Origin of the sequence: Bradyrhizobium sp. URHA0013 (assembly GCF_000518345.1) — a bacterium.
Lineage (GTDB): Bacteria > Pseudomonadota > Alphaproteobacteria > Rhizobiales > Xanthobacteraceae > Bradyrhizobium.
In genome coordinates this window covers 1,266,227-1,286,728 of the sequence record NZ_JADK01000003.1, presented here as the reverse complement: position 1 = coordinate 1,286,728, position 20,502 = coordinate 1,266,227, and the positions used below count along the sequence as shown (strand labels likewise).

The following is a 20,502-nucleotide window of genomic DNA, read 5'->3' as shown; positions in this document are numbered from 1 at the left end:
CGGAAAAGGGCTGTTGGCGGTGCTTGTAGGGGGGGTGAGGGTGGGCGGCAAGGGGGAAGATCGAGGCCTTATTCACCCCCGATTTTCAATCCGCGAACGCCACGCTTGTCAGAAGCCCCAGGGATAGACAAATTAGCTGTATCTGAGAGGAGTTACGGTCTGTGGCCCATCACGATCCGATCCATCTGATCGCGCCGCGCGCGGGCCTCGCCCAGCTCAACGAGCGTTCCCGAGACATCTTTCGTCAAATCGTCGAAAGCTACCTCGCGACCGGGGAGCCGGTGGGCTCGCGCAATATTTCGCGCCTGATCGCCATGCCGCTGTCGCCCGCTTCCGTCCGCAACGTCATGGCCGACCTGGAACAGCTCGGCTTGATCTACGCCCCGCACACCTCCGCCGGCCGGCTGCCGACGGAACTCGGCCTGCGCTTCTTCGTCGATGCCCTGATGCAGGTCGGCGACCTCAATGACAGTGAACGGCAGGCGATCCAGAGCCAGTTGACCTCCGTGGGCCACGCGCAATCGGTGGAGGCTGCGCTCGAGGAGGCATTGACGCGGCTCTCCGGCCTGACCCGCGCTGCCGCGGTCGTGCTGACGCCGAAATCCAATGCGCGGCTGAAACATATCGAATTCGTCCGCTTGGAACCGGAAAAGGCATTGGTGATCCTGGTCGGCGAGGACGGGCAGGTCGAAAACCGCGTTTTGACGCTGCCGCCGGGAGTTCCATCCTCGGCGTTGACCGAAGCCGGCAACTTCCTCAATGCGCGGATCCGGGGCCGGACCCTGGCCGAGGCGCGGCTGGAACTCGAGACCGCGCTCGGAGAGGCGCGCACCGAGCTCGATCAGCTGACGCATAAGGTGATCTCGGCCGGGATTGCCAGCTGGTCGGGCGGCGAGAACGAGGATCGGCAGCTCATCGTCCGCGGCCACGCCAATCTGCTCGAGGATTTGCATGCGCTGGAGGATCTCGAGCGCGTTCGCCTGCTGTTCGACGATCTCGAGACCAAGCGCGGGGTCATCGACCTGCTCGGGCGGGCCGAGACTGCGGAAGGCGTGCGGATCTTCATCGGCAGTGAGAACAAGCTGTTCTCGCTGTCGGGCTCGTCCACCATCATCTCGCCCTATCGGGACGCTGCCGGCCATATCGTCGGCGTTTTGGGTGTGATCGGGCCGACGCGGCTGAATTATGCCCGCGTGATCCCGACCGTGGACTACGCTGCCCGCATCGTCAGCCGGCTCCTGGGGGGCTGACCGGCGTCTCCCCCGATCACGGGAGCTTGATTTTCGGCGCCCGAAGCACGATATGCGGGCCAGAAACCCCCTGAGACGAATGCGAAAAGAGAGCCGATGACCGATCGAGACCGGCAACCCGAAGACACGAGTGCTGCGGCCGGCGAGCCCGTGGTGTCAAAACCCTACATCATGCCCGACGATCCCGAGCCGGGCTCGGTCGAGCTTCTGCAGAAGGAAGTCGCCGAGGCGCGCGACCGCATGCTGCGGACGCTGGCCGAGATGGAGAATTTGCGCAAGCGCACTGCCAAGGAGGTCGCGGACTCCAAGCTCTACGGCGTCACGGGCTTTGCCCGCGACGTGCTCGACATCGCCGACAACCTCCAGCGCGCGCTCGATGCCGTTCCGGCCGAGGCCCGTGCGGCGGCCGATGCAGGCCTCGCCTCGCTGATCGAGGGCGTCGAGCTGACCGAGCGCTCGCTGCTCAGCGCGCTGGAAAAACACGGCGTGAAGAAGTTCGACCCCCTTGGCCAGAAGTTCGACCCGAACTTCCAGCAGGCGATGTTCGAGGTGCCCGATGCATCGGTGCCCGCGGGCACCGTCGTGCAGGTCATGCAGGCCGGCTACACCATCGGCGAGCGCGTGCTGCGTCCTGCCTTGGTCGGTGTCGCCAAGGGCGGCGCCAAGGCCGCGCCCGCCAACAGCAACGAGCCGAACGGCGCGGCGAACTGATCGATCCTCATGGTGAGGAGGCGCGCTAAGAAGCGCGCTCCTCGGGATGAGGGTCTTGCAGTTCGGTCGCGCCTCTTACGCGCTCGCCGCGATATCCGCGGACTGAATCCGCTTCACGCCGGCCTTGGCCATATCGGCCCAGGCTTTTGCGAGCGAACCCTGATTGTCGATGCCGCGGCAGGCGTCTTCCACCACATAGACCTCGAAGCCCGCCTTGCGCGCGTCGAGCGCGGTCCAGGCCACGCAGAAATCCGTCGCCAGCCCCGCGACGAAGACACGCTTGATCTTGCGCCCCTTCAGATAGCCGGCAAGGCCGGTCGAGGTCTTGCCATCGGCTTCGAGGAAGGCCGAATAGCTGTCGACGTCCTTGTGAAAACCCTTGCGGATGATGAGCTCGGCGTGCGGGATCGCAAGGTCTTTCGACAGCGCGGCGCCGTCGGTGCCCTGCACGCAATGGTCGGGCCACAGCACCTGCTTGCCGTAGGGAAGATCGACGGTCTCGAACGGCTTCTTGCCGGCGTGGACTGATGCGAAGGAAACATGGCCTTGCGTGTGCCAGTCTTGCGTCATCACCACGTTCGAAAACGCTTTCGAGATCTTGTTGATGACCGGCACCACCTGCTCGCCTTCCTTCACGGCAAGGCTGCCGCCGGGCAGGAAGCAATTCTGCACGTCGATCACGAGCAGCGCGGATGCATCGTCCGGCTTGATCGATGTGGCCGCAAGAATCGCGGTTGGCGCGAGCGCCACGAGCGCGCTCGTCCCGAGCGCCGCCAAGACTTGTCGCCGATCCAGCATCATTCGCCTCCCTCCAGGATGAACTCAACGGAAGGGGAGCCTAGTTCCGTTCGTATACGAACAGAAGCCCGAAAATGCAGCCGGCTTTGGCGAGTGGTTGGGCTGCTGACCGGATCCTTCGCCGGGACGACGATGAGTGTCGGGCTAGCCCTTCGGCTGGATGCCGTCGCGGACCGCGCGGAAGCGGGTGAAGGCGGCCGGCCATTGCTCGCGCGGGGCGCTGGCGATGATGCGCAGCGAGGCGCCGCCGCTGCTGAAGCGGATCCACTGCACCACAGTCACCGGCGTCTTGTCCTTGCCACTGACGCCGTCGATCCGGGTCTCGAAACCCTGCTGGCCGCTGATGCGGATCGGCTCGGACATGGTGACGCGCGACTCGCGCACGCCGGGAATCTGGAGCGCCGCCTCCTGGGCGAAGCGGGCGCGGTCGTCGGCGGCTTGCGGGGTGGCGCCAATCACGCCGAGGATGATGAACGGCTTCGATTCATAGCCGGAGCTCTCGTCGCCGTCGGCCAGGATGATGCTCGAGCCCGGCGCCAGCGTGCGAACGTCCTTGAAGTCGGCGAGATCGGTGATCTTGAACGGCATCAGCGCGATCTGCTCTTCGGCCGAGACCTGCTTGCGGGTGACGACGCTCGCAAACATCTGCCGCACCGCCTCGTCGGTGTAGATCTTGATCGCATTCTCCGGGATCTGCACCGCGACATAGCCGGAGAAGCCGGCCCCCGGCACGATCATCGAATAGCGCCGCACCGGGGTCTCGCCGGCCTTGCCGCTCTCGGTCGTGAAATAGGCAAGACCCGCGGGCGTCTCGATCTTGTCCTGCTTGACGCCGTTGGCTCCGGCTGGATTGGAGTTGAAGGCGCTCACGACCTCGCCATAGGCCGCCGGCGGCAGTTCTGTGATCAGCACCTTGACGTTGCCGTCCTCGCTCTCGAAGCCGGGAAAGGTCTTGGCCGTGTTGAGACCGACCAATGGCACCATGCCGAGGCGCAAGCCGGGTGGGAAAACGGCGTCGGCAGCCAGAGCCGGAAGCGCAGAGGCAACGAGGAGGGCGAGCGCAGCAAGGGGGCGGATCAGCTTCATGGGCACTCTGATTGGTTCACATTGAGGCCGTTCGATGGTCGGCCACCGGGCCGCTTTGTCGCGCGACGCAGCCCGATGACGAGCCCGCCCGGCCGCCCGCCTTTTAGCGGGTTTGGTCTTGCCGCAACAGGGCAGGGCGGAACGCGGTAGCGGATGCCGGCCGATCGCGGGACCTGTTAATAATTCCTCACCCGCAAGGCGGTTCAGCCCGGATATGATCTTCCAAAACCCAATGTTTTCACGGCCGAAACTTGCGTTCGGTCCTTGCGGGCCCCTCCCCCCCTCCTATATGAGCGTCAACCATCGCAATATCGCGAATGTTTGATCTTAGGGGGTTTCGGTTCGGGTGCCTTCTGGGCCCAGCCAACCTGCCGCAAAAACAAGGATACAGGACCATGGGAAAGGTCATCGGGATCGACCTCGGCACCACGAATTCGTGCGTCGCCGTAATGGATGGCAAGAACGCCAAAGTCATCGAGAATTCCGAAGGCATGCGCACGACGCCTTCGATCGTCGCCGTGACGGACGACGGTGAGCGCCTCGTCGGCCAGCCTGCCAAGCGCCAGGCCGTCACCAATCCAGAGCGTACGTTCTTCGCAGTGAAGCGCCTGATCGGCCGCCGCTACGACGACCCGATGGTCGAGAAGGACAAGAAGCTCGTTCCGTACAAGATCGTGAAGGCTTCCAACGGCGACGCCTGGGTCGAGGCCGACGGCCAGACCTACTCGCCCTCGCAGGTCTCGGCGTTCATCTTGCAGAAGATGAAGGAGACCGCGGAAGCCCATCTGGGCCAGAAGGTCGACCAGGCCGTCATCACCGTGCCCGCCTACTTCAACGACGCCCAGCGCCAGGCGACCAAGGACGCCGGCAAGATCGCGGGCCTTGAAGTGCTGCGCATCATCAACGAGCCGACCGCGGCCGCGCTCGCCTATGGCCTCGACAAGACCAAGACCGGCACGATCGCCGTGTACGATCTCGGCGGCGGCACGTTCGATATCTCGATTCTCGAAATCGGCGACGGCGTGTTCGAGGTGAAGTCGACCAACGGCGACACCTTCCTCGGCGGCGAAGACTTCGACATGCGCCTGGTCGGCTATCTGGCCGACGAATTCCAGAAGGAGCAGGGCATCAACCTGCGCAACGACAAGCTCGCGTTGCAACGCCTGAAGGAAGCTGCTGAAAAGGCCAAGATCGAGCTGTCGTCGACGACGCAGACCGAGATCAACCTGCCCTTCATCACCGCGGACCAGACCGGCCCGAAGCATCTGACGATGAAGCTCACTCGCGCCAAGTTCGAGGCGCTGGTCGATGACCTCGTCCAGAAGACCGTCGAGCCCTGCCGCAAGGCGCTGAAGGATGCCGGCCTCACTGCCGCCGAGATCGGCGAAGTGGTGCTGGTCGGCGGCATGTCGCGCATGCCGAAGGTCCAGGAAGTCGTGAAGCAGCTGTTCGGCAAGGAGCCGCACAAGGGCGTCAACCCGGACGAAGTCGTGGCGATCGGCGCCGCGATCCAGGCCGGCGTGCTTCAGGGCGACGTGAAGGACGTGCTGCTGCTCGACGTGACCCCGCTGTCGCTGGGCATCGAGACGCTGGGCGGCGTGTTCACCCGCATCATCGACCGCAACACCACGATCCCGACCAAGAAGAGCCAGGTGTTCTCGACCGCCGAGGACAGCCAGAACGCGGTCACCATCCGCGTCTTCCAGGGCGAGCGTGAAATGGCGGCCGACAACAAGATGCTCGGCCAGTTCGACCTGATGGGCATTCCGCCGGCCCCGCGCGGCATGCCGCAGATCGAGGTGACCTTCGACATCGACGCCAACGGCATCGTCAACGTCTCGGCCAAGGACAAGGCCACGTCCAAGGAGCAGCAGATCCGCATCCAGGCCTCCGGCGGTCTGTCGGAAGCCGACATCGAGAAGATGGTCAAGGACGCCGAGGCCAATGCCGAGGCGGACAAGAAGCGCCGCGAGGCCGTGACTGCCAAGAACGACGCGGATGGACTGGTGCATTCGACCGAAAAGGCACTGGCCGAGCACGGTTCGAAGGTCGCAGAGACCGAGCGCCGCGCGATCGAGGATGCGGTCAGCGACCTCAAGGAAGCGCTGAAGGGCGACGATGCCGAAGCCATCAAGGCCAAGACCCAAACGCTGGCCCAGGCGTCGATGAAGCTCGGCGAGGCCATGTACAAGCAGCAGGCCGAGGCCGACGCCAAGAAGGATGCGGCCAAGGACGACGTCGTCGACGCGGAGTTCACCGAAGTCGACGACGACAAGAACAACAAGAAGTCCGCCTGAACCCCGCGAGGGTGATGATGCGGACGGCTTGGACCCCACACGCGCCAACGGCCTCCTCCCTCGCGGGGGAGGCCATCGTGTCGGGCTCGACGGGGCAAGGCCTTGCTAAAATCGGCCCCGTTACGATCGATCAATTCCCAGCCGTTATTCTGAATGCTGCCGTGCAATCCTCTGCCGCGAGGCGGAAGGCTGCCTATATCGTTGCATGGCGACGTTGCTTCGCTCCGACTTGAATCGCGATCGGATAGACTGAGCTCATCATGTCCACGTCCACCAAGCGCTGCTATTACGAAACCCTCGAAGTCGAACGCGATGCCGACGATTCCGTCCTGAAATCGTCGTTCCGCAAGCTGGCGATGAAGTTTCACCCCGACCGCAATCCCGGGGACGACACCAGCGAAGTCAAATTCAAGGAAATCAACGAAGCCTACGAGGTCCTGAAAGACAAGGACAAGCGCGCCGCCTATGACCGTTTCGGTCATGCCGCCTTCGAGCAGGGCGGCGGCGGTGGCGGCCCCGGTTTCGGCGCGGGCTTCGCCTCCTCCTTTTCCGACATTTTCGAAGATTTGTTCGGCATGGCCGGACAGCGCGGCGGCCGTGGCGGCCGCGAGCGCGGCGCCGACCTGCGCTACAACATGGAAATCACGCTCGAGGAAGCTTTTGGCGGCAAGACTGCGCAGATCGAGATCCCGGTCTCGGTCACCTGCGAAGCCTGCTCGGGCATCGGGGCCAAGGCCGGCACCAAGCCGAAGACCTGCTCGACCTGCGGCGGCGCCGGACGCGTACGGCAGTCGCAGGGCTTCTTCACGCTGGAGCGCACCTGCCCGGGCTGCCAGGGGCGCGGCCAGATGATCGAAGACGCCTGCCCGTCCTGCTCGGGTCAGGGGCGTGTCACCCGCGAGCGGAATCTGTCGGTCAACATTCCCCCTGGAGTCGAGGATGGCACCAGGATCAGGCTCGCCGGAGAGGGCGAGGCCGGGGTCCGCGGCGGCCCGCCCGGCGACCTCTACATCTTCCTGTCGCTGGCCCAGCACCAGTTCTTCCAGCGCGACGGCGCCGATCTGCATTGTCGTGTGCCGATCTCGATGGTGACGGCGGCGCTTGGCGGCGAATTCGAGGTGCCGACCATCGAGAAGGGCAAGACCAAGGTGAAGGTCCCCGCGGGGACCCAGTCCAGCCGCCGATTCCGCATCGCATCAAAAGGCATGCCGGTGCTGCGCTCGCGCCAGATGGGCGACATGTATGTTCAGGTCGTGGTCGAGACCCCGCAAAATCTCACCAAGAAGCAGCAGGAATTGCTGGCCGAGTTCGAAAAACTCTCCTCCGGCAACACCCAGCCGGAATCCGAGGGTTTCTTCACCAAGGTCAAGGATTTCTTCGGTAATCGCGCGAGTTGACGCGTCTTGACCGTGCCGCCTTCGGCCTATACGTCTTTATGACCATTTTCTGACACGCCGCGGTCACGCGGTCCCGGCCGGTCCCGACATGCCATTGCCATCGTCCGCGCGTGCGTTGAAGAAGCCCCGTCTCGATGACGAGGTGCGTTTTCTCCGGTCATGGATCGAAAAGCCCCTCCACATGGGCGCGGTGATGCCGTCGGGCAAGCTGCTGGCCCGGACCATGGCCCACTACGTCGACGTCAATTCGGACGCACCGGTGGTCGAACTCGGGCCCGGCACCGGCGCCATCACCTCGGCCCTGGTCGAGCGCGGCGTCGACCAGAAGCGCCTCGTCCTCGTCGAATACAATCCAGGCTTCTGCGCCCTGCTGCGCGACCGCTATCCGCAGGCCAAGGTGGTGCAGGGTGATGCCTATCGCCTGCGCGACACGCTCTGGAACGTGCTGAGCGCGCCGGCCTCCGCGGTCGTCTCTGGCCTCCCGCTGGTCACAAAACCGATGCTGACGCGGCTGCGGCTCATTCGCGACGCCTTCACGGCGCTGGCGCCCGGTGCGCCCTTCGTCCAGTTCACCTATGCGGTGGTGCCGCCGATTCCGAAATCGCTGCCCGGCGTGTCCACAGAGGCCTCGGAACGGATCTGGATGAACCTTCCGCCGGCCCGCGTCTGGGTGTATCGCAAGGACTAATTCCGCCGGCATTCCTGTTTGCGTGGCGGGCTCGTTTCGCCGAACGCATGGAAGCGGATGTCCGCACCGAAAGTCCTGATCATTCCCGGCTCACTGCGCACCGGCTCGCATAATGCGAAGCTGGCAGCGGTCGCCGCCTATGCATTCGACCAGGCAGGCGTCGACGTCACCCGCATCTCGCTCGCCGATTTTCCGCTGCCGATCTATGACGGCGATCTGCAGGCCAAGTCGGGTGTGCCCAAGCACGCGATCAATCTCAAGCGCATGATCGGCGCGCATCACGGCGTGCTGATCGTCTCGCCCGAATACAACGCCTCGGTGCCGCCGCTGCTGAAGAACGCGATCGACTGGGTCAGCCGCGTGCATGAGCTGCACGAGCCCCGTGGCGAGGTGTTCCGCAACCGTGTCTTCGCACTCGCCGGCGCCTCGCAGAGCCGGCTTGGCGCGGCTCGCGCGCTGCAGGCGCTGCGGCTGATCCTGACCTCCTGCCACGCCAATGTGATTGCCAGCCAGCTCACGCTCGCCTTTGCCGACCAGGCCTATGACGATATGGACAGGCTGAAGCACGAGGGCGATATCGCCGCGTTGAAGGAACTGGTGCGGCAGTTGATCGACATTTCCCAACGCATGATGTGAGGTGACATGACGCCAGCCGAGATTGCCCCGAAAGACCGCCTGATCGTCGCGCTCGATCTGCCCGGCATTGATGCCGCGGAAGCGATGGTCAACCGGCTCGGCGACAGCGTCACCTTCTACAAGATCGGCTATCGGCTGGCTTATGCCGGCGGCCTGCCGCTGGTCGGCAAGCTCGCCGACAAGGGCAAGAAGGTCTTTCTCGATCTCAAGCTGCACGACATCGGCAACACCGTGGCGCAGGGCGTCGACAGCATCACAAGACTCGGCGCGACCTTCCTCACGGTCCACGCTTATCCGCAGACCATGAAGGGTGCCGTCGAAGGTCGCGGCGGCTCGAACCTGAAGATCCTCGCCGTCACTGTTCTGACGTCCTACAACGAGGACGATCTGCACGCGGCAGGCTTCCGGCTCGGCGTCTCCGAGCTCGTCGAAGCGCGCGCGCAGCAGGCGCAGGTGCTCGGCATCGACGGGCTGGTATCGTCGCCCGAGGAAGTCGGAGCCTTGCGCAAGATCGTCGGCCACCAGATGAGCCTCGTCACCCCCGGCATCCGGCCGGCCGGCGCGGCGAGCGGCGACCAGAAACGCATCATGACGCCGGGCCGCGCGATTGCGGCCGGCGCGGACCACCTCGTCGTCGGTCGGCCGGTGGTGGAAGCCACGGACCCCAAGGCGATTGCCGAGGCCATCCAGGCCGAGATCGCGCAAGCGCTCGGCTAATCAACAACACAGGGAGAAGAACAATGGCAAAAGGCTACTGGATCGGACGCGTCGATGTGAGCAGCGACGAGGGCTACAAGCCCTATGCCGTCGCCAATGGTCCGATCTTCAAGAAATGGGGTGGCCGCTTCGTCGTTCGCGCCGGCAAGTTCACCACCGTCGAAGGCGCCAGCCGCACCCGCAACGTCGTGATCGAATTCCCGGACTACGAGACCGCGATCGCCTGCTACAACTCGCCGGAATACCAAGCCAACATCAAGGTGCGCCAGCCGCACTCCGTCGCCGACCTCATCATCATCGAGGGCTATGACGGCCCGCAGCCGTCAGACGGCTGAGGCGCGCTCAGCTCCGTCATGGCCGGGCCTGACCCGGCCATCCACGTCTTCGGTCTCATATGCGTGGCCGTTCGTGGATGCCCGGGACAAGCCCGGGCATGACGGTGGCGTTTGCCCCTCGGTTGCCGGAACTGCCTCCCCCCGCTACAACGACCGTGAGAGGATCGCACCATGTCCGACATGCGCTTGATTGTTGCTGGAGCCGGCGGCCGGATGGGCCGGGCGCTGACGCGGGCGATTGCCGAAAGCAAAGGCGCGGTGCTGGCCGGCGCGCTGGAGGCACCGGGCTCGGAGCTGCTCGGCAAGGATGCCGGCGTGCTCGCAGGCCTGCCGGCCAACGGCATCAAACTCTCCGGCGATCTCTGGGCGTTGTCAAAGGACGCCGACGGCATTCTGGATTTCACCGTGCCCGCGGCGACCTTGGCCAATGTCGCGATCGCCGCCGAGCGCGGCCTCGTGCACGTGGTCGGAACGACCGGGCTGTCGGGCTCCGACAACGCCGTGATCAAGAGCGTCACCAACCGCGCCGTCGTGGTGCAGTCCGGCAATATGAGCCTGGGTGTCAATCTGCTCGCCGCCGTGGTCAAGCGCGTCGCCAAGGCGCTCGACGAGAGCTTCGACATCGAGATCGTCGAGACCCATCACCGCATGAAGATCGACGCGCCCTCGGGCACGGCGCTGATGCTGGGCCAGGCGGCCGCTAGCGGCCGTGGCATCGCGCTCGACGAGCATGCAGATCGCGGTCGCGACGGTATCACTGGCGCGCGCAAGCCCGGCGACATCGGCTTTGCGTCGCTGCGCGGCGGCACCGCGGCCGGCGATCACAGCGTGAGCTTCCTCGGCGCGTTCGAGCGGCTGACGCTGTCGCATCACGCGGAGGATCGCATGCTGTTCGCCCATGGCGCGCTGAAGGCCGCGCTCTGGGCGCATGGCAAGAAGCCGGGGCACTACTCCATGGCCGACGTGCTCGGCCTGTCTGACATCTGAAGCATGATCCGGAAAAGTGTGAAGCGGTTTTCCGACACGATCATGCTTAGCCAACGAACGAAACGGAAAGCAGTCAATGAGCGAACGTCTTCTCGTGCTGGTGCGGCACGGCCAGAGCGAATGGAATCTGAAGAACCTGTTCACGGGCTGGAAGGATCCTGACCTCACCGAACTCGGCGTGAAGGAAGCCTCGGAAGCCGGCCGCAAGCTGAAGGCGCAGGGCCTCGTGTTCGACGTTGCCTACACCTCGGTGTTGACGCGCGCACAGCACACGCTCGATCTCATTCTCGGCGAGCTCGATCAGAAGGGCCTGCCGACGACGAAGAACCTTGCGCTGAACGAGCGCGACTATGGCGATCTTTCAGGCCTCAACAAGGACGACGCCCGCAAGAAATGGGGCGAGGACCAGGTGTTGATCTGGCGCCGCTCCTACGACGTGCCGCCGCCCGGCGGCGAAAGCCTGAAGGACACGCTCGCGCGCGCGCTGCCGTATTACGTGCAGGAGATCCTGCCCGGCGTGCTCAACGGCAAGCGCACGCTGGTCGCCGCCCACGGCAACTCCCTGCGCGCGCTGATCATGGTGCTGGAAAAGCTCTCGCCCGAAGGCATTTTGAAGCGCGAGCTCGCCACCGGCGTGCCGATCATCTACCGTCTCAATGCGGATTCGACGGTGGCCTCGAAGTTGGATCTGGCGGGTTAAAGACGTTCGCGCGCGGCGGAGCCGGCCAAACACTGGGCGTCGTCCTTGCCTTCGCCAGGACGACGATGTGGGGCAGTTTACGCGTAGTAACTATTACTGCATCCCGAGCTGCCCAGCCTCCCAGCCCAGCATCGCTTGCTTGCGGGTGATGCCCCAGTGGTAGCCGGTGAGCGTGCCGCTCTTGCCGAGCGCGCGATGACAGGGCACGACGAACGACACCGGGTTCTTGCCGACGGCAGCGCCGACGGCGCGTGAGGCTTTCGGGCTGTTGATGTTGCAGGCGATGTCCGAATAGGACACCGCGCGGCCCATCGGGATCTTCAGCAACGTCTCCCACACCCGGACCTCGAAATCGGTGCCGATCATCACCACGCGCAGTGGCTGGTCCGGCCGCCACAGTTTTGTGTCGAAGATGCGCTGCGCCAAGGGCGCGGTGCCTTCGTGATCCTCGACATAGGTTGCGTTGCGCCATCGCCGCGTCATGTCGGCGAGCGCCACCTGTTCCTCACCGGGATCGGCGAAGGCGAGTCCCGACAATCCGCGATCGGTCGCGATCACGATCGCGGTGCCGAACGGCGAGTGATGGAAGCCGTAGCGCAGGATGAGCCCCGCGCCGCCGTTCTTCCATTCGCCCGGCGACATCGCCTCATGGGTGACGAAGAGATCATGCAGCCGGCCCGGACCCGACAGACCGGAATCAAGCGCGGCGTCGAGGATGCTCGCGGAGTCCCTGAGCAAGCCCTTGGCGTGATCGAGCGTGAGCGCCTGCATAAAAGCCTTCGGCGTGATCGAGGCCCAGCGGCGGAACAGATGGTGCAGCTCGTCCGGCGTGACGCCGGCCGCATCCGCCATCGCCTCGATGGTCGGCTGTGCGCGCCAGTTTTCGGAGATGAAGGCGATCGCCCGACGCACGGAATCATAGTCGCGCATCGCGGCGTTCTGGGTGCCCGGCCCGGCCAGGCGCTGGTCATGTATCGCGAGTGTCATCATGATTGGAAATGTAGGAGAGGGCGGGGTGCGAAACCACCCGATTTCCGATCCGCAAATCAGGTGACCGGATTGTAGGTCGGGCCGCGCCGGGCGGCATTTAACGCCTCAACCAAACCTTTGTAAAAACGTGCCTTTTCGTCCGGTCCCAAGAAGCGGGCGATCTGGATCTGGTGACCTCGCGAGATCAGATAGAGGTGCTCGATGCCAAAATCCTCGTCGATTTCCATGTCGAGACGGACCCAGAGCGGGTTGAAGGTCCACTCGACCACCTGGCCGTGCTGGCTGACGCGACGCACGCGCAATTCAGATGGTGTGACCACGATCTCCTCGCTGGCCCGCGCCGCGCGGAAATTGGCTTTAAAGGCCCACCAGATCACCAGCACATCGAGGCCGAAGAAGCCGAACACCGGCCAGGCGCCCATCATCAGGAAGACCAGGCCGGTGACGAAGCTGACGGCGCTCAGGAACAGCATCACGGCGAGGAAGCCGGTGCGGTTCAGCGAGCGGTGCGGTGTCAGGCGCGCGGAAAAGATCTGAGGCTCGGCCTCGCTTCCGGATCGTTCGCGCTCAATTTCGTTGCCTGTGGTCATCGTCCCTCAGTATATCCCGATCATGGCGAAAATCACCCGCAAGCCGGTCCCGCGTAAAACGTCCGTGCCGAAGAAAAAGGCAAAGCCGGTCGCGGCCAAACCGAAGGGACCCGCGAAGAAATCGCTTAAGGCCATGAAGCCCTGGACGCCGCCCGAGGTCCACGAGGCCTTCAGCCGTTTCCGCAAGGCCAACCCGGAGCCGAAAGGCGAGCTCGAGCACGTCAATCCCTTTACGCTGCTGGTCGCCGTGGTGCTGTCGGCGCAGGCGACTGACGCCGGCGTCAACAAGGCGACGCGTGCGTTGTTTGCGATCGCCGACACACCGCAGAAGATGCTCGACCTCGGCGAGGAACGCCTGCGCGAGTACATCAAGACCATCGGCCTCTACCGCACCAAGGCGAAGAACGTGATCGGGTTGTCGGCGAAGCTGCTCAGCGAGTTCGGCGGCGAGGTGCCGCGCACGCGCGCCGGCATCGAGTCGTTGCCGGGTGCCGGGCGCAAGACCGCCAATGTCGTGCTCAACATGGCCTTCGGCGAGCACACCATGGCGGTCGACACGCATGTCTTCCGCGTCGGCAACCGGACCGGCCTCGCGCCTGGCAAGACGCCACTGGAGGTCGAGCTCGGTCTCGAAAAGGTGATCCCCGCCGAGTTCATGCTGCATGCCCATCATTGGCTGATCCTGCATGGCCGCTATACTTGCCTCGCGCGCAAGCCGCGCTGCGAGGTATGCCTGATCAACGATCTCTGTAGGTGGCCGGAAAAGACGGTCTGACTGGCGTTCGGAAAAGTGGTTTGGAGTCTATCGTGAGTCAGCAGGAACAAATCCCGTCGTCGCCACCTGCTGCCACACCGGCGCCGCCACCGAAGCCAACGCAGCGACCGGCGAGTTCGCTGTGGAGCCGGCTCGCGATTCCGCTGTTCGCGGTGATCGTCGCGCTCGGCTTCGTCGCGCTGGCAACGCAGCGCTTCGACGAATGGGTCGGCAATTCGGTGGTCCAGACCACCAACGACGCCTATGTGCGCGCCGAGCTGACGCGGCTCGCCAGTCGCGTCTCCGGCGAAGTGCTGAGCGTCGGGGTCACCGACTTCCAGCGCGTCAAGGCCGGCGATCTCCTGATCCAGATCGATCCTGCCGACTATCAGACGCAAGTCGCGCAGTCCGAAGCGGCGGTCGCCGCCGCGCAAGCCGTGCTCGACAATCTGGCCAACCAGATCGAGCTGCAATATGCGACGATCGCGCAGGCGCAAGCCGCGCGGCTCTCGGCCGAAGCCGTGGAGGTCGAGGCGCGGCAGGAGCAGGAGCGTCAGCAGTCCCTATCGCAGACCGAATCCGGTACGCGGCAGCGGTTCGAGCAGGCGGTCGCAGGCTACGCCAAGGCGCAGGCCGACGTGCGCGCGAGCCGCGCGGTGATCGCGGCCCAGCAGCACCAGCTCGAAGTCCTGCAAGGCACCAGGAAACAGCGTGCCGCCGATCTCGAAGCGACCAAGGCGACGCTGGCGAGTGCGAAGCTCAAGCTCGGCTACACCAAGATATCGGCGCCGTTCGACGGCGTCGTCGGCGAGCGCCAGGTCCAACCCGGCGACTACGTCAACATCGGCACCAACCTTATCAACGTCGTGCCGTTGCCGAAGGTCTACGTGATCGCGAACTACAAGGAGACCCAGCTTACCCACGTCGCACCGGGCCAGCCGGTCGAGATCACCGTCGATAGTTTCCCGCGTGAGAAGCTGCGCGGCCGGGTGGAGCGCATTGCGCCCGCAACCGGCGCGCAGGTCGCGCTGCTGCCGCCGGACAACGCAACAGGCAATTTCACCAAGGTCGTGCAGCGCATTCCCGTGCGCATCCAGTTCGACGACAACCAGCCGCTGCTGGCGCGGCTGGTGCCGGGCATGTCGGTCGTCACCAGCATCGACACCAAGGCCGGTAATGGCGGAAAATGACGATTCCAGCCGCGGGCCGCTCTCGCGCGGCGGCGTCGCCCCGCAGCCGCTGTTTGCGGTGGCGGCAGTGCTGCTCGGCTCGTTCCTCGCCAATTTCGACAGCCGCCTGACCACGATTGGCTTGCCGGACCTGCGCGGCGCGTTCTCGCTTTCGTTCGACGAAGGCGCATGGCTCTCCACGGCGGGCATCGGCTCGCAGATCTTCATCGCGCCCGCGGTGGCCTGGCTTGCCACCGTATTCGGTCTGCGCCGCGTGCTGGGCATCCCCAGCCTCGTCTATGCCGCGGTCTCGCTGATCATCCCGTTCGTGCACGATTATCCGACATTGCTCGCGCTCAGCGTCGTGCATGGCCTCTTGCTGGGCACCTTCGTGCCTGCGACGCTGATGATCGTGTTCCGCAATTTGCCGATCCGCTGGTGGCTCCCGGCGATCTCGATCTATTCGATCCGCGTCGGCTTCGCGCTGGACACCTCGAGCTCGCTGGTCGGCTTCTATGTCGACCATCTCGGCTGGCAATGGCTGTACTGGCAGAGCGTCGTGATCGCGCCCCTGATGGGCCTGATGGTTTATTGGGGCACGCCGAACGAGCCGGTGAATCGCGCTTTGCTGCGCGAGGCCGATTGGGGCGGCATGCTGCTGCTCGGCGCCGGCGTCTCGATGATCTATGCTGGGCTCGACCAGGGCAACCGGCTGGACTGGTTGGGGTCGGGAACGGTGATGGCGTTGATCATTGCCGGCGCGGTGCTGGTCGCGGGCTTCCTCGTCAACGAGGCCCTGGTGCGACAGCCATGGGCGCATATCAACGTGCTGTTCTCGCGCAATATCGGCCTGGGGCTGGTCCTGATTCTGCTCTACACGCTGACCAGCCTCTCCAACGCGTCGCTGGTGCCGAATTTCCTCGCCACCATCGCCCTGCTCAGGCCGGAGCAGAGTGGCTTGCTGCTGCTTACCTACGGCGCGTTGCCGATGTTCGTGCTGGTGCCGCTTTCGATCTGGCTGCTGCGGCATTTCGATACGCGGACGGTGGTGGTCGTGGGATTTGCCTGCTTCGCCGCCGCCAATCTCTGGGGCACGCAGCTCAGTCATGATTGGGCGCGCGAGGATTTCGCCGGCATCGTGCTGCTCCAGGCCATCGGGCAATCGCTGACCTTGCTGCCGCTGATCATCACGCTGCTGTCCAACTCCGATCCGAGCCGTGCCACCTCGTTTGCCGCCTATATCCAGATCATGCGGCTCGGCGGCGCCGAGATCGGCGTGGCGTTGATGGGGACGTGGCTGCGCGTCCGCGAGCAGATCCATTCCTTCTATCTCGGCCAGAATCTCGGCGTCGGTGACGTCGACGTGGTCCGCATGCTGAAACAGCTCGCCGACCATTTTGCGGCCCATGGTGCGGGTTCGGCCCAGGCCCGCGCGGTCGGCACGCTCGCGGGCTTGGTTCAGCGCGAGGCCAATGTGCTCGCCTATATCGACGGCTTCTGGCTGTGCTTCTGGGTGGCGATGGCCGCGCTCGGCGTCGTCGCGCTGGTCACCCGTGCGCCGCCCGGCCCGTTCACGCCAGCGCCGTTCGGCTTCGCCAGGATGCTGTTGCGCAAATGCGGGCTGTCGCTGACGTAGACGCCGTCACCGCATCTGCCGCGCTGGCTCGATCAGCTCTGGCCGCGGGCCTGAGAGCCGCTTGTGCATGTGGACCATGAAGGCCATGGCGAAGATCGGCGTCGCCAGGTTTACGATCGGGATCGAGACGAAGGCTGCGATGAACAGGCCCGCGGTGAAGATGGTTGCGGCATTGTCGCGCCGCATCGCCTTGGCTTCTTCCGGCGAGCGAAACCGCATCGCCGCGAGCTCGAAATATTCGCGGCCGAGCAGCCAGGCGGTGGCGAGGAAGAAGACCAGGAAACCGGCGCCCGCGAAAAGCACCAGCGGCAAGGCGATCAGGTAGACCAGGATCGTCAGCAGCGCGGTCTTGACACCCTCGTAGATCGCCTGGCTGAACGGCAGCGCGACGCCCGGCCGCTCGGCCGGATAGTGCTCGCGCTCGACGATGTCGGCGACGTCGTCCACGAACAGGCTCGCCACCACCGAGGTAATCGCGGGCATCAGGAACACAGCCCCGAACACCACGCCGAGGCCCGCGGCGATCGAAATGATCCAGGACAACACCTCGAGCGATGAGTGCCAGCCCGGACCGAGCAGGCCTTCCAGCCAGGCCTCGCCATAGGTCGCAAACCAGCTCAGGAGCCGCTGCAAGCCGATCGCCAGCACGATGATCAGCACCAGTGCGACGCCGATCGACCGCCACAGGATCGAGCGCATCGGCGGCGAAATCATTTGCGACAGCGCCTTGACGGCGGCATCCAGCATGGGAGTTCCTCTCACGACATCACCCGCGAGAGGTAGACACCCCGGGCCACTTCGGCAAGGGAGATCGGCGGCACCGCTTATGGCCGGATTGACCGCTCGCATCAACGAAGCCACGATGAATTCGGCAAGACCGTTGCTTCACCAACCCGGTTGACAGCACGCGGAACCAGCCGCGCAAAGGAACAGGCTTATATGGCGATGGAAGAATCGGCGGCCGGATTGCCGCTTGCAGGCGTCCGCGTCGTCGAGATGACCCACATGGTCATGGGCCCGACCTGCGGCATGATCCTGGCACAACTCGGAGCCGACGTGATCAAGGTCGAGCCGCCCGCGGGCGACAAGACCCGAAGCCTGGGGGGCATGGGCACCGCCTTCTTCCCGTTGTTCAACCGCGGCAAGCGCAGCGTGGTGCTGGATTTCGAGAAGCCTGAGGATCGCGACACCATGCACCGGCTGCTGGCGACGGCCGACGTGTTCCTTGAGAATTTTCGCGACGGCCAGCTTGAGAAGCAGGGGCTTGGCGCCGACGAACTGCGCCGCCGGCATCCAGAGCTGATCATCGCCGGCCACAAGGGTTTTCTCTCGGGTCCCTACGAGCACCGCCCCGCGCTCGACGAGGTCGTGCAGATGATGGCGGGCCTTGCCGCCATGACCGGCACCAGCGAAAAGCCGCAGCGCGTCGGCTCGTCCGCCAACGACATCATGGGCGGCATGTTCGGCGTGATCGCGATCCTCGCGGCGCTCTATCAGAAGCGCGGTGGAAAACGCGATGGCGCCGACATTCGCATCGGCCTGTTCGAGAACTGCCTGTTCCTGGTTGCCCAGCACATGGTCGAATACGAGATGACCGGCAACAAGCCGCGCTCGATGCCGGAGCGCGAGCATGCCTGGCCGATCTACGACATCTTCGAGACCGCCGGCGGCGAGCGCATCTTCATCGGCGTCGTCACTGAAGGCCATTGGCAGAGCTTTTGCCGCGAGTTCGGCCTGACTGAATTCCTCGATGATCCCGCCTTGCGCACCACGACCGATCGCATCCTGGCGCGCGGGCGGATCATTCCGCGCGCCGCCGGGATCATCAGGCAATGGGACGTGACAAAACTGTCGCAGAGGCTCGATGCGCTCAACATCTGCTTCTCGCCGATCAACCGTCCCGAGGATCTCTTCACCGACCCACATGTGCTGCGGCCGGGTGGGCTCGTCAACAATGTCACCGCCGACGGCAAGCCGTTCCGGGTGCCGGCGCTGCCGATCGAATGGAACGGCAGCCATATCGGCGAAGGCCTGAAGGTCGCGCCGCTCGGCGCCGACACTGCGGCCGTTCGCGCCGAGATCGACACCGAAAGCGAAGACGTCACGTCAAAAACAACAGGGAGGCGCGGATGAGCCGGATTCAGGGGATTTACCCCGCAGAGCGCGTCAGCCTGCGCGAAGTCGGCCTGCGCGACGGGCTCCAGCTCGTGAAGAAAATTCCGTCGACCGACGCCAAGCAGCGCTGGGTGCGCGAGGAATATGCCGCCGGCGTGCGGCATTTCGAGGTCGGCTCGTTCCTGCCGGCAAAGACGTTTCCGCAATTCGTCGATGTTCGTAATGTCATCGCGACCGTCGCTTCATTGCCCGGCGCGCATGGCATCGCGCTTGCGCTCAACGAGCGCGGCGTCAACGAGGCGCTGGAATCCGGCGTCGGCGAGATCGCCTCGGTGGTCTCGGCAACGGAAGAGCACAGCCAGGCCAATGCGCACCGCTCGCGCGAGTCCGCGATCGCCAATCTGAAACGCCTGTGCGAGCTGCGCGATGCCACCAGCCACAAGCCGCTCGTCAACGCGGCGATCTCGATGGCGCTGGGCTGCTCGATCACCGGGGCGGTTGACCCTGCGGAGGTGCTGCGGCTGGTCGACAAATGCCTGGAGGCTGGTGTCGATTTCGTCGGCATCGCCGACACCGTCGGTTATGCCGGGCCGAAGCAGGTGGCGGAGCTGACGCGCGCCGCCGTGAAGCTTGCAGGGTCAAAGCCGATCTGCATCCATCTCCACGACACCCGCGGCATGGGCATCGCGAACGCGGCCGCCGCGCTCGACGAAGGCGCGCGTATCCTCGACGGCTCGCTCGGCGGCCTCGGCGGCTGCCCCTTCGCGCCCGGTGCGACCGGAAATGTCGTGTTCGAGGATCTCGTCTTCCTGTGCGAGAGCAAGGGTTTTCCGACCGGCATCGACTTGGAGAAGTTGATCGCGGTCCGCAGGATCCTGCGCGAGGAGATGCCGAACGAAACGCTGTATGGCGGCATCGCGCGGGCCGGGTTGCCGGGCGGGAGTGCGAAAGCGGCTTAAATCCGCAAGCGGAATGCTCTTCCCTTCTCCCCTTGTGGGAGAAGGTGGCGCGAAGCGCCGGATGAGGGGTTTCTCTCTGCGGGCTCGAAGAGGAGTAGTCGCGGAGACATACCCCTCACCCGTCTCGCCGCTTCGCGGCGAGCCACCCTCTCCCACAAGGGGAGAGGGGAACGCACCGTCTATGCGGCAAATCTACTCATGCCGGTGCGCCTGCTTCCGCGCCTTCGCCTGCTTACCGTCCCCCGTCGGGATCATCACCACACGTCCATAACGCACGCCGCGTTCGGCGATGATGTGGTCGGCGAAATGTCTGACCTCACCAGCGTCGCCGCGCAGTGCCGTCATCTCCATGCAATTGTTGTCGTCGAGATGGACATGCAGCGTCGCCAGCGCGAGGTCGTGGTGACCATGGAATTCCTGCACCAGGCGTTTTGAGAGATCGCGGGCGGCGTGGTCGTAGACATAGACGAGACCGGCGACGCAGGGCCCGGCCTGTGCGGTGTCCTCGCTGCTCTGTTGCAAGCCGGCGCGCGCGAGATCGCGGATGATCTCGGAGCGGTTCTGGTAGCCGCGCGCTTCCGCCGCAGCGTCGATCTCCGCCAGCAGATCGTCTTCGATCGTGATCGTAATTCGCTGCATCAAGATGCTCCCTCCCGCGCTCGATGCCATTTTACACGGATTCCGCGA

At 64.8% G+C, this 20,502-nt stretch carries 21 protein-coding genes; 15 read left to right on the top strand and 6 right to left on the bottom strand.

The genetic code is table 11. From position 1 onward, the window contains the following. The first annotated feature begins 161 nt into the window (after nt 1–161). Both hrcA and grpE read left to right on the top strand, forming a co-directional pair. The gene (gene hrcA, locus N551_RS0106235) at nt 162–1,250 is read left to right on the top strand and encodes a heat-inducible transcriptional repressor HrcA (RefSeq protein ID WP_007598483.1); all 1,089 of its coding nucleotides are present in this window, start codon (nt 162–164) and stop codon (nt 1,248–1,250) included. A gap of 96 nt (nt 1,251–1,346) precedes the next feature. Further along, entirely contained in the window at nt 1,347–1,961 is a 615-nt protein-coding gene (grpE, locus tag N551_RS0106230) for a nucleotide exchange factor GrpE (protein WP_007598484.1), read from the top strand. A 75-nt stretch (nt 1,962–2,036) separates the two neighbouring features. On the opposite strand, the gene pncA is transcribed toward grpE, so the two are convergent. Then, nucleotides 2,037–2,759: a bifunctional nicotinamidase/pyrazinamidase gene (gene pncA, locus N551_RS0106225; protein ID WP_027566217.1), complete on the bottom strand. Its 723-nt coding sequence runs from the start codon at nt 2,757–2,759 to the stop codon at nt 2,037–2,039. Nucleotides 2,760–2,903: 144 nt separating this feature from the next. Further along, entirely contained in the window at nt 2,904–3,845 is a 942-nt protein-coding gene (locus N551_RS0106220) for a hypothetical protein (protein WP_027566216.1), read from the bottom strand. A gap of 395 nt (nt 3,846–4,240) precedes the next feature. On the opposite strand from N551_RS0106220, the gene dnaK reads away from it, so the two are divergent. The 8 genes from dnaK to N551_RS0106180 all read left to right on the top strand — a co-directional run bounded on the left by dnaK (nt 4,241) and on the right by N551_RS0106180 (nt 11,602). Then, nucleotides 4,241–6,142 carry a molecular chaperone DnaK gene (gene dnaK / locus N551_RS0106215; protein ID WP_027566215.1) on the top strand — a complete coding sequence of 634 codons (1,902 nt, stop codon included), beginning with the start codon at nt 4,241–4,243 and terminating at the stop codon, nt 6,140–6,142. A 260-nt stretch (nt 6,143–6,402) separates the two neighbouring features. Beyond that, nucleotides 6,403–7,539, top strand: coding sequence for a molecular chaperone DnaJ (gene dnaJ, locus N551_RS0106210; RefSeq protein WP_027566214.1), 1,137 nt, complete (start codon nt 6,403–6,405; stop codon nt 7,537–7,539). Nucleotides 7,540–7,627: 88 nt separating this feature from the next. Next, nucleotides 7,628–8,227, top strand: a complete 600-nt coding sequence (locus tag N551_RS0106205; protein WP_007598495.1) for a class I SAM-dependent methyltransferase — start codon at nt 7,628–7,630, stop codon at nt 8,225–8,227. Nucleotides 8,228–8,284: 57 nt separating this feature from the next. Further along, on the top strand, nt 8,285–8,863 hold the full coding sequence (locus N551_RS0106200) for an NADPH-dependent FMN reductase (RefSeq protein WP_027566213.1): 579 nt from the start codon (nt 8,285–8,287) through the stop codon (nt 8,861–8,863). A gap of 6 nt (nt 8,864–8,869) precedes the next feature. Continuing rightward, complete coding sequence (gene pyrF, locus N551_RS0106195) at nt 8,870–9,580, top strand: orotidine-5'-phosphate decarboxylase (protein WP_027566212.1); 711 nt, start codon at nt 8,870–8,872, stop codon at nt 9,578–9,580. Nucleotides 9,581–9,603: 23 nt separating this feature from the next. After that, entirely contained in the window at nt 9,604–9,915 is a 312-nt protein-coding gene (locus N551_RS0106190; protein ID WP_027566211.1) for a DUF1330 domain-containing protein, read from the top strand. Between the two features lie 171 nt (nt 9,916–10,086). Continuing rightward, complete coding sequence (dapB, locus tag N551_RS0106185) at nt 10,087–10,902, top strand: 4-hydroxy-tetrahydrodipicolinate reductase (RefSeq protein ID WP_027566210.1); 816 nt, start codon at nt 10,087–10,089, stop codon at nt 10,900–10,902. A gap of 76 nt (nt 10,903–10,978) precedes the next feature. Next, entirely contained in the window at nt 10,979–11,602 is a 624-nt protein-coding gene (locus N551_RS0106180; protein ID WP_007598504.1) for a 2,3-bisphosphoglycerate-dependent phosphoglycerate mutase, read from the top strand. A gap of 93 nt (nt 11,603–11,695) precedes the next feature. Here N551_RS0106180 and N551_RS0106175 read toward each other — a convergent pair whose 3' ends face one another. Both N551_RS0106175 and N551_RS0106170 read right to left on the bottom strand, forming a co-directional pair. After that, complete coding sequence (locus tag N551_RS0106175; RefSeq protein WP_027566209.1) at nt 11,696–12,592, bottom strand: bifunctional helix-turn-helix domain-containing protein/methylated-DNA--[protein]-cysteine S-methyltransferase; 897 nt, start codon at nt 12,590–12,592, stop codon at nt 11,696–11,698. A gap of 56 nt (nt 12,593–12,648) precedes the next feature. Beyond that, nucleotides 12,649–13,182: a DUF2244 domain-containing protein gene (locus N551_RS0106170; protein ID WP_027566208.1), complete on the bottom strand. Its 534-nt coding sequence runs from the start codon at nt 13,180–13,182 to the stop codon at nt 12,649–12,651. 22 nt (nt 13,183–13,204) lie between these two features. On the opposite strand from N551_RS0106170, the gene nth reads away from it, so the two are divergent. From nth to N551_RS0106155, 3 genes are read left to right on the top strand one after another with little or no spacing between them, the layout of a single operon-like run. Further along, nucleotides 13,205–13,957, top strand: coding sequence for an endonuclease III (gene nth, locus N551_RS0106165; protein WP_027566207.1), 753 nt, complete (start codon nt 13,205–13,207; stop codon nt 13,955–13,957). 32 nt (nt 13,958–13,989) lie between these two features. Beyond that, a complete protein-coding gene (locus N551_RS0106160; protein WP_027566206.1) occupies nt 13,990–15,126 on the top strand; it encodes an HlyD family secretion protein in 1,137 nt (378 codons plus the stop codon). Then, nucleotides 15,113–16,741: an MFS transporter gene (locus N551_RS0106155; RefSeq protein WP_027566205.1), complete on the top strand. Its 1,629-nt coding sequence runs from the start codon at nt 15,113–15,115 to the stop codon at nt 16,739–16,741. Before N551_RS0106160 ends, N551_RS0106155 begins: the two co-directional genes overlap by 14 nt. A gap of 6 nt (nt 16,742–16,747) precedes the next feature. Here the strand turns inward: N551_RS0106155 and N551_RS0106150 are convergent, their stop codons facing one another. Next, the gene (locus N551_RS0106150; RefSeq protein ID WP_027566204.1) at nt 16,748–17,488 is read right to left on the bottom strand and encodes a sulfate transporter family protein; all 741 of its coding nucleotides are present in this window, start codon (nt 17,486–17,488) and stop codon (nt 16,748–16,750) included. Between the two features lie 192 nt (nt 17,489–17,680). Here N551_RS0106150 and N551_RS0106145 point away from each other — a divergent pair, with 192 nt between their 5' ends. Together N551_RS0106145 and N551_RS0106140 are read left to right on the top strand one after the other, a co-directional pair. Then, nucleotides 17,681–18,874, top strand: a complete 1,194-nt coding sequence (locus N551_RS0106145) for a CoA transferase (RefSeq protein WP_027566203.1) — start codon at nt 17,681–17,683, stop codon at nt 18,872–18,874. Then, nucleotides 18,871–19,815 (top strand): hydroxymethylglutaryl-CoA lyase, encoded by a 945-nt coding sequence (locus N551_RS0106140; RefSeq protein ID WP_027566202.1) that lies wholly within the window; start codon nt 18,871–18,873, stop codon nt 19,813–19,815. The genes N551_RS0106145 and N551_RS0106140 overlap by 4 nt, the downstream gene beginning before the upstream one ends. Nucleotides 19,816–20,007: 192 nt before the next feature. Here the strand turns inward: N551_RS0106140 and nikR are convergent, their stop codons facing one another. Continuing rightward, a complete protein-coding gene (gene nikR / locus N551_RS0106135) occupies nt 20,008–20,454 on the bottom strand; it encodes a nickel-responsive transcriptional regulator NikR (RefSeq protein WP_027566201.1) in 447 nt (148 codons plus the stop codon). Nucleotides 20,455–20,502 lie beyond the last annotated feature (48 nt).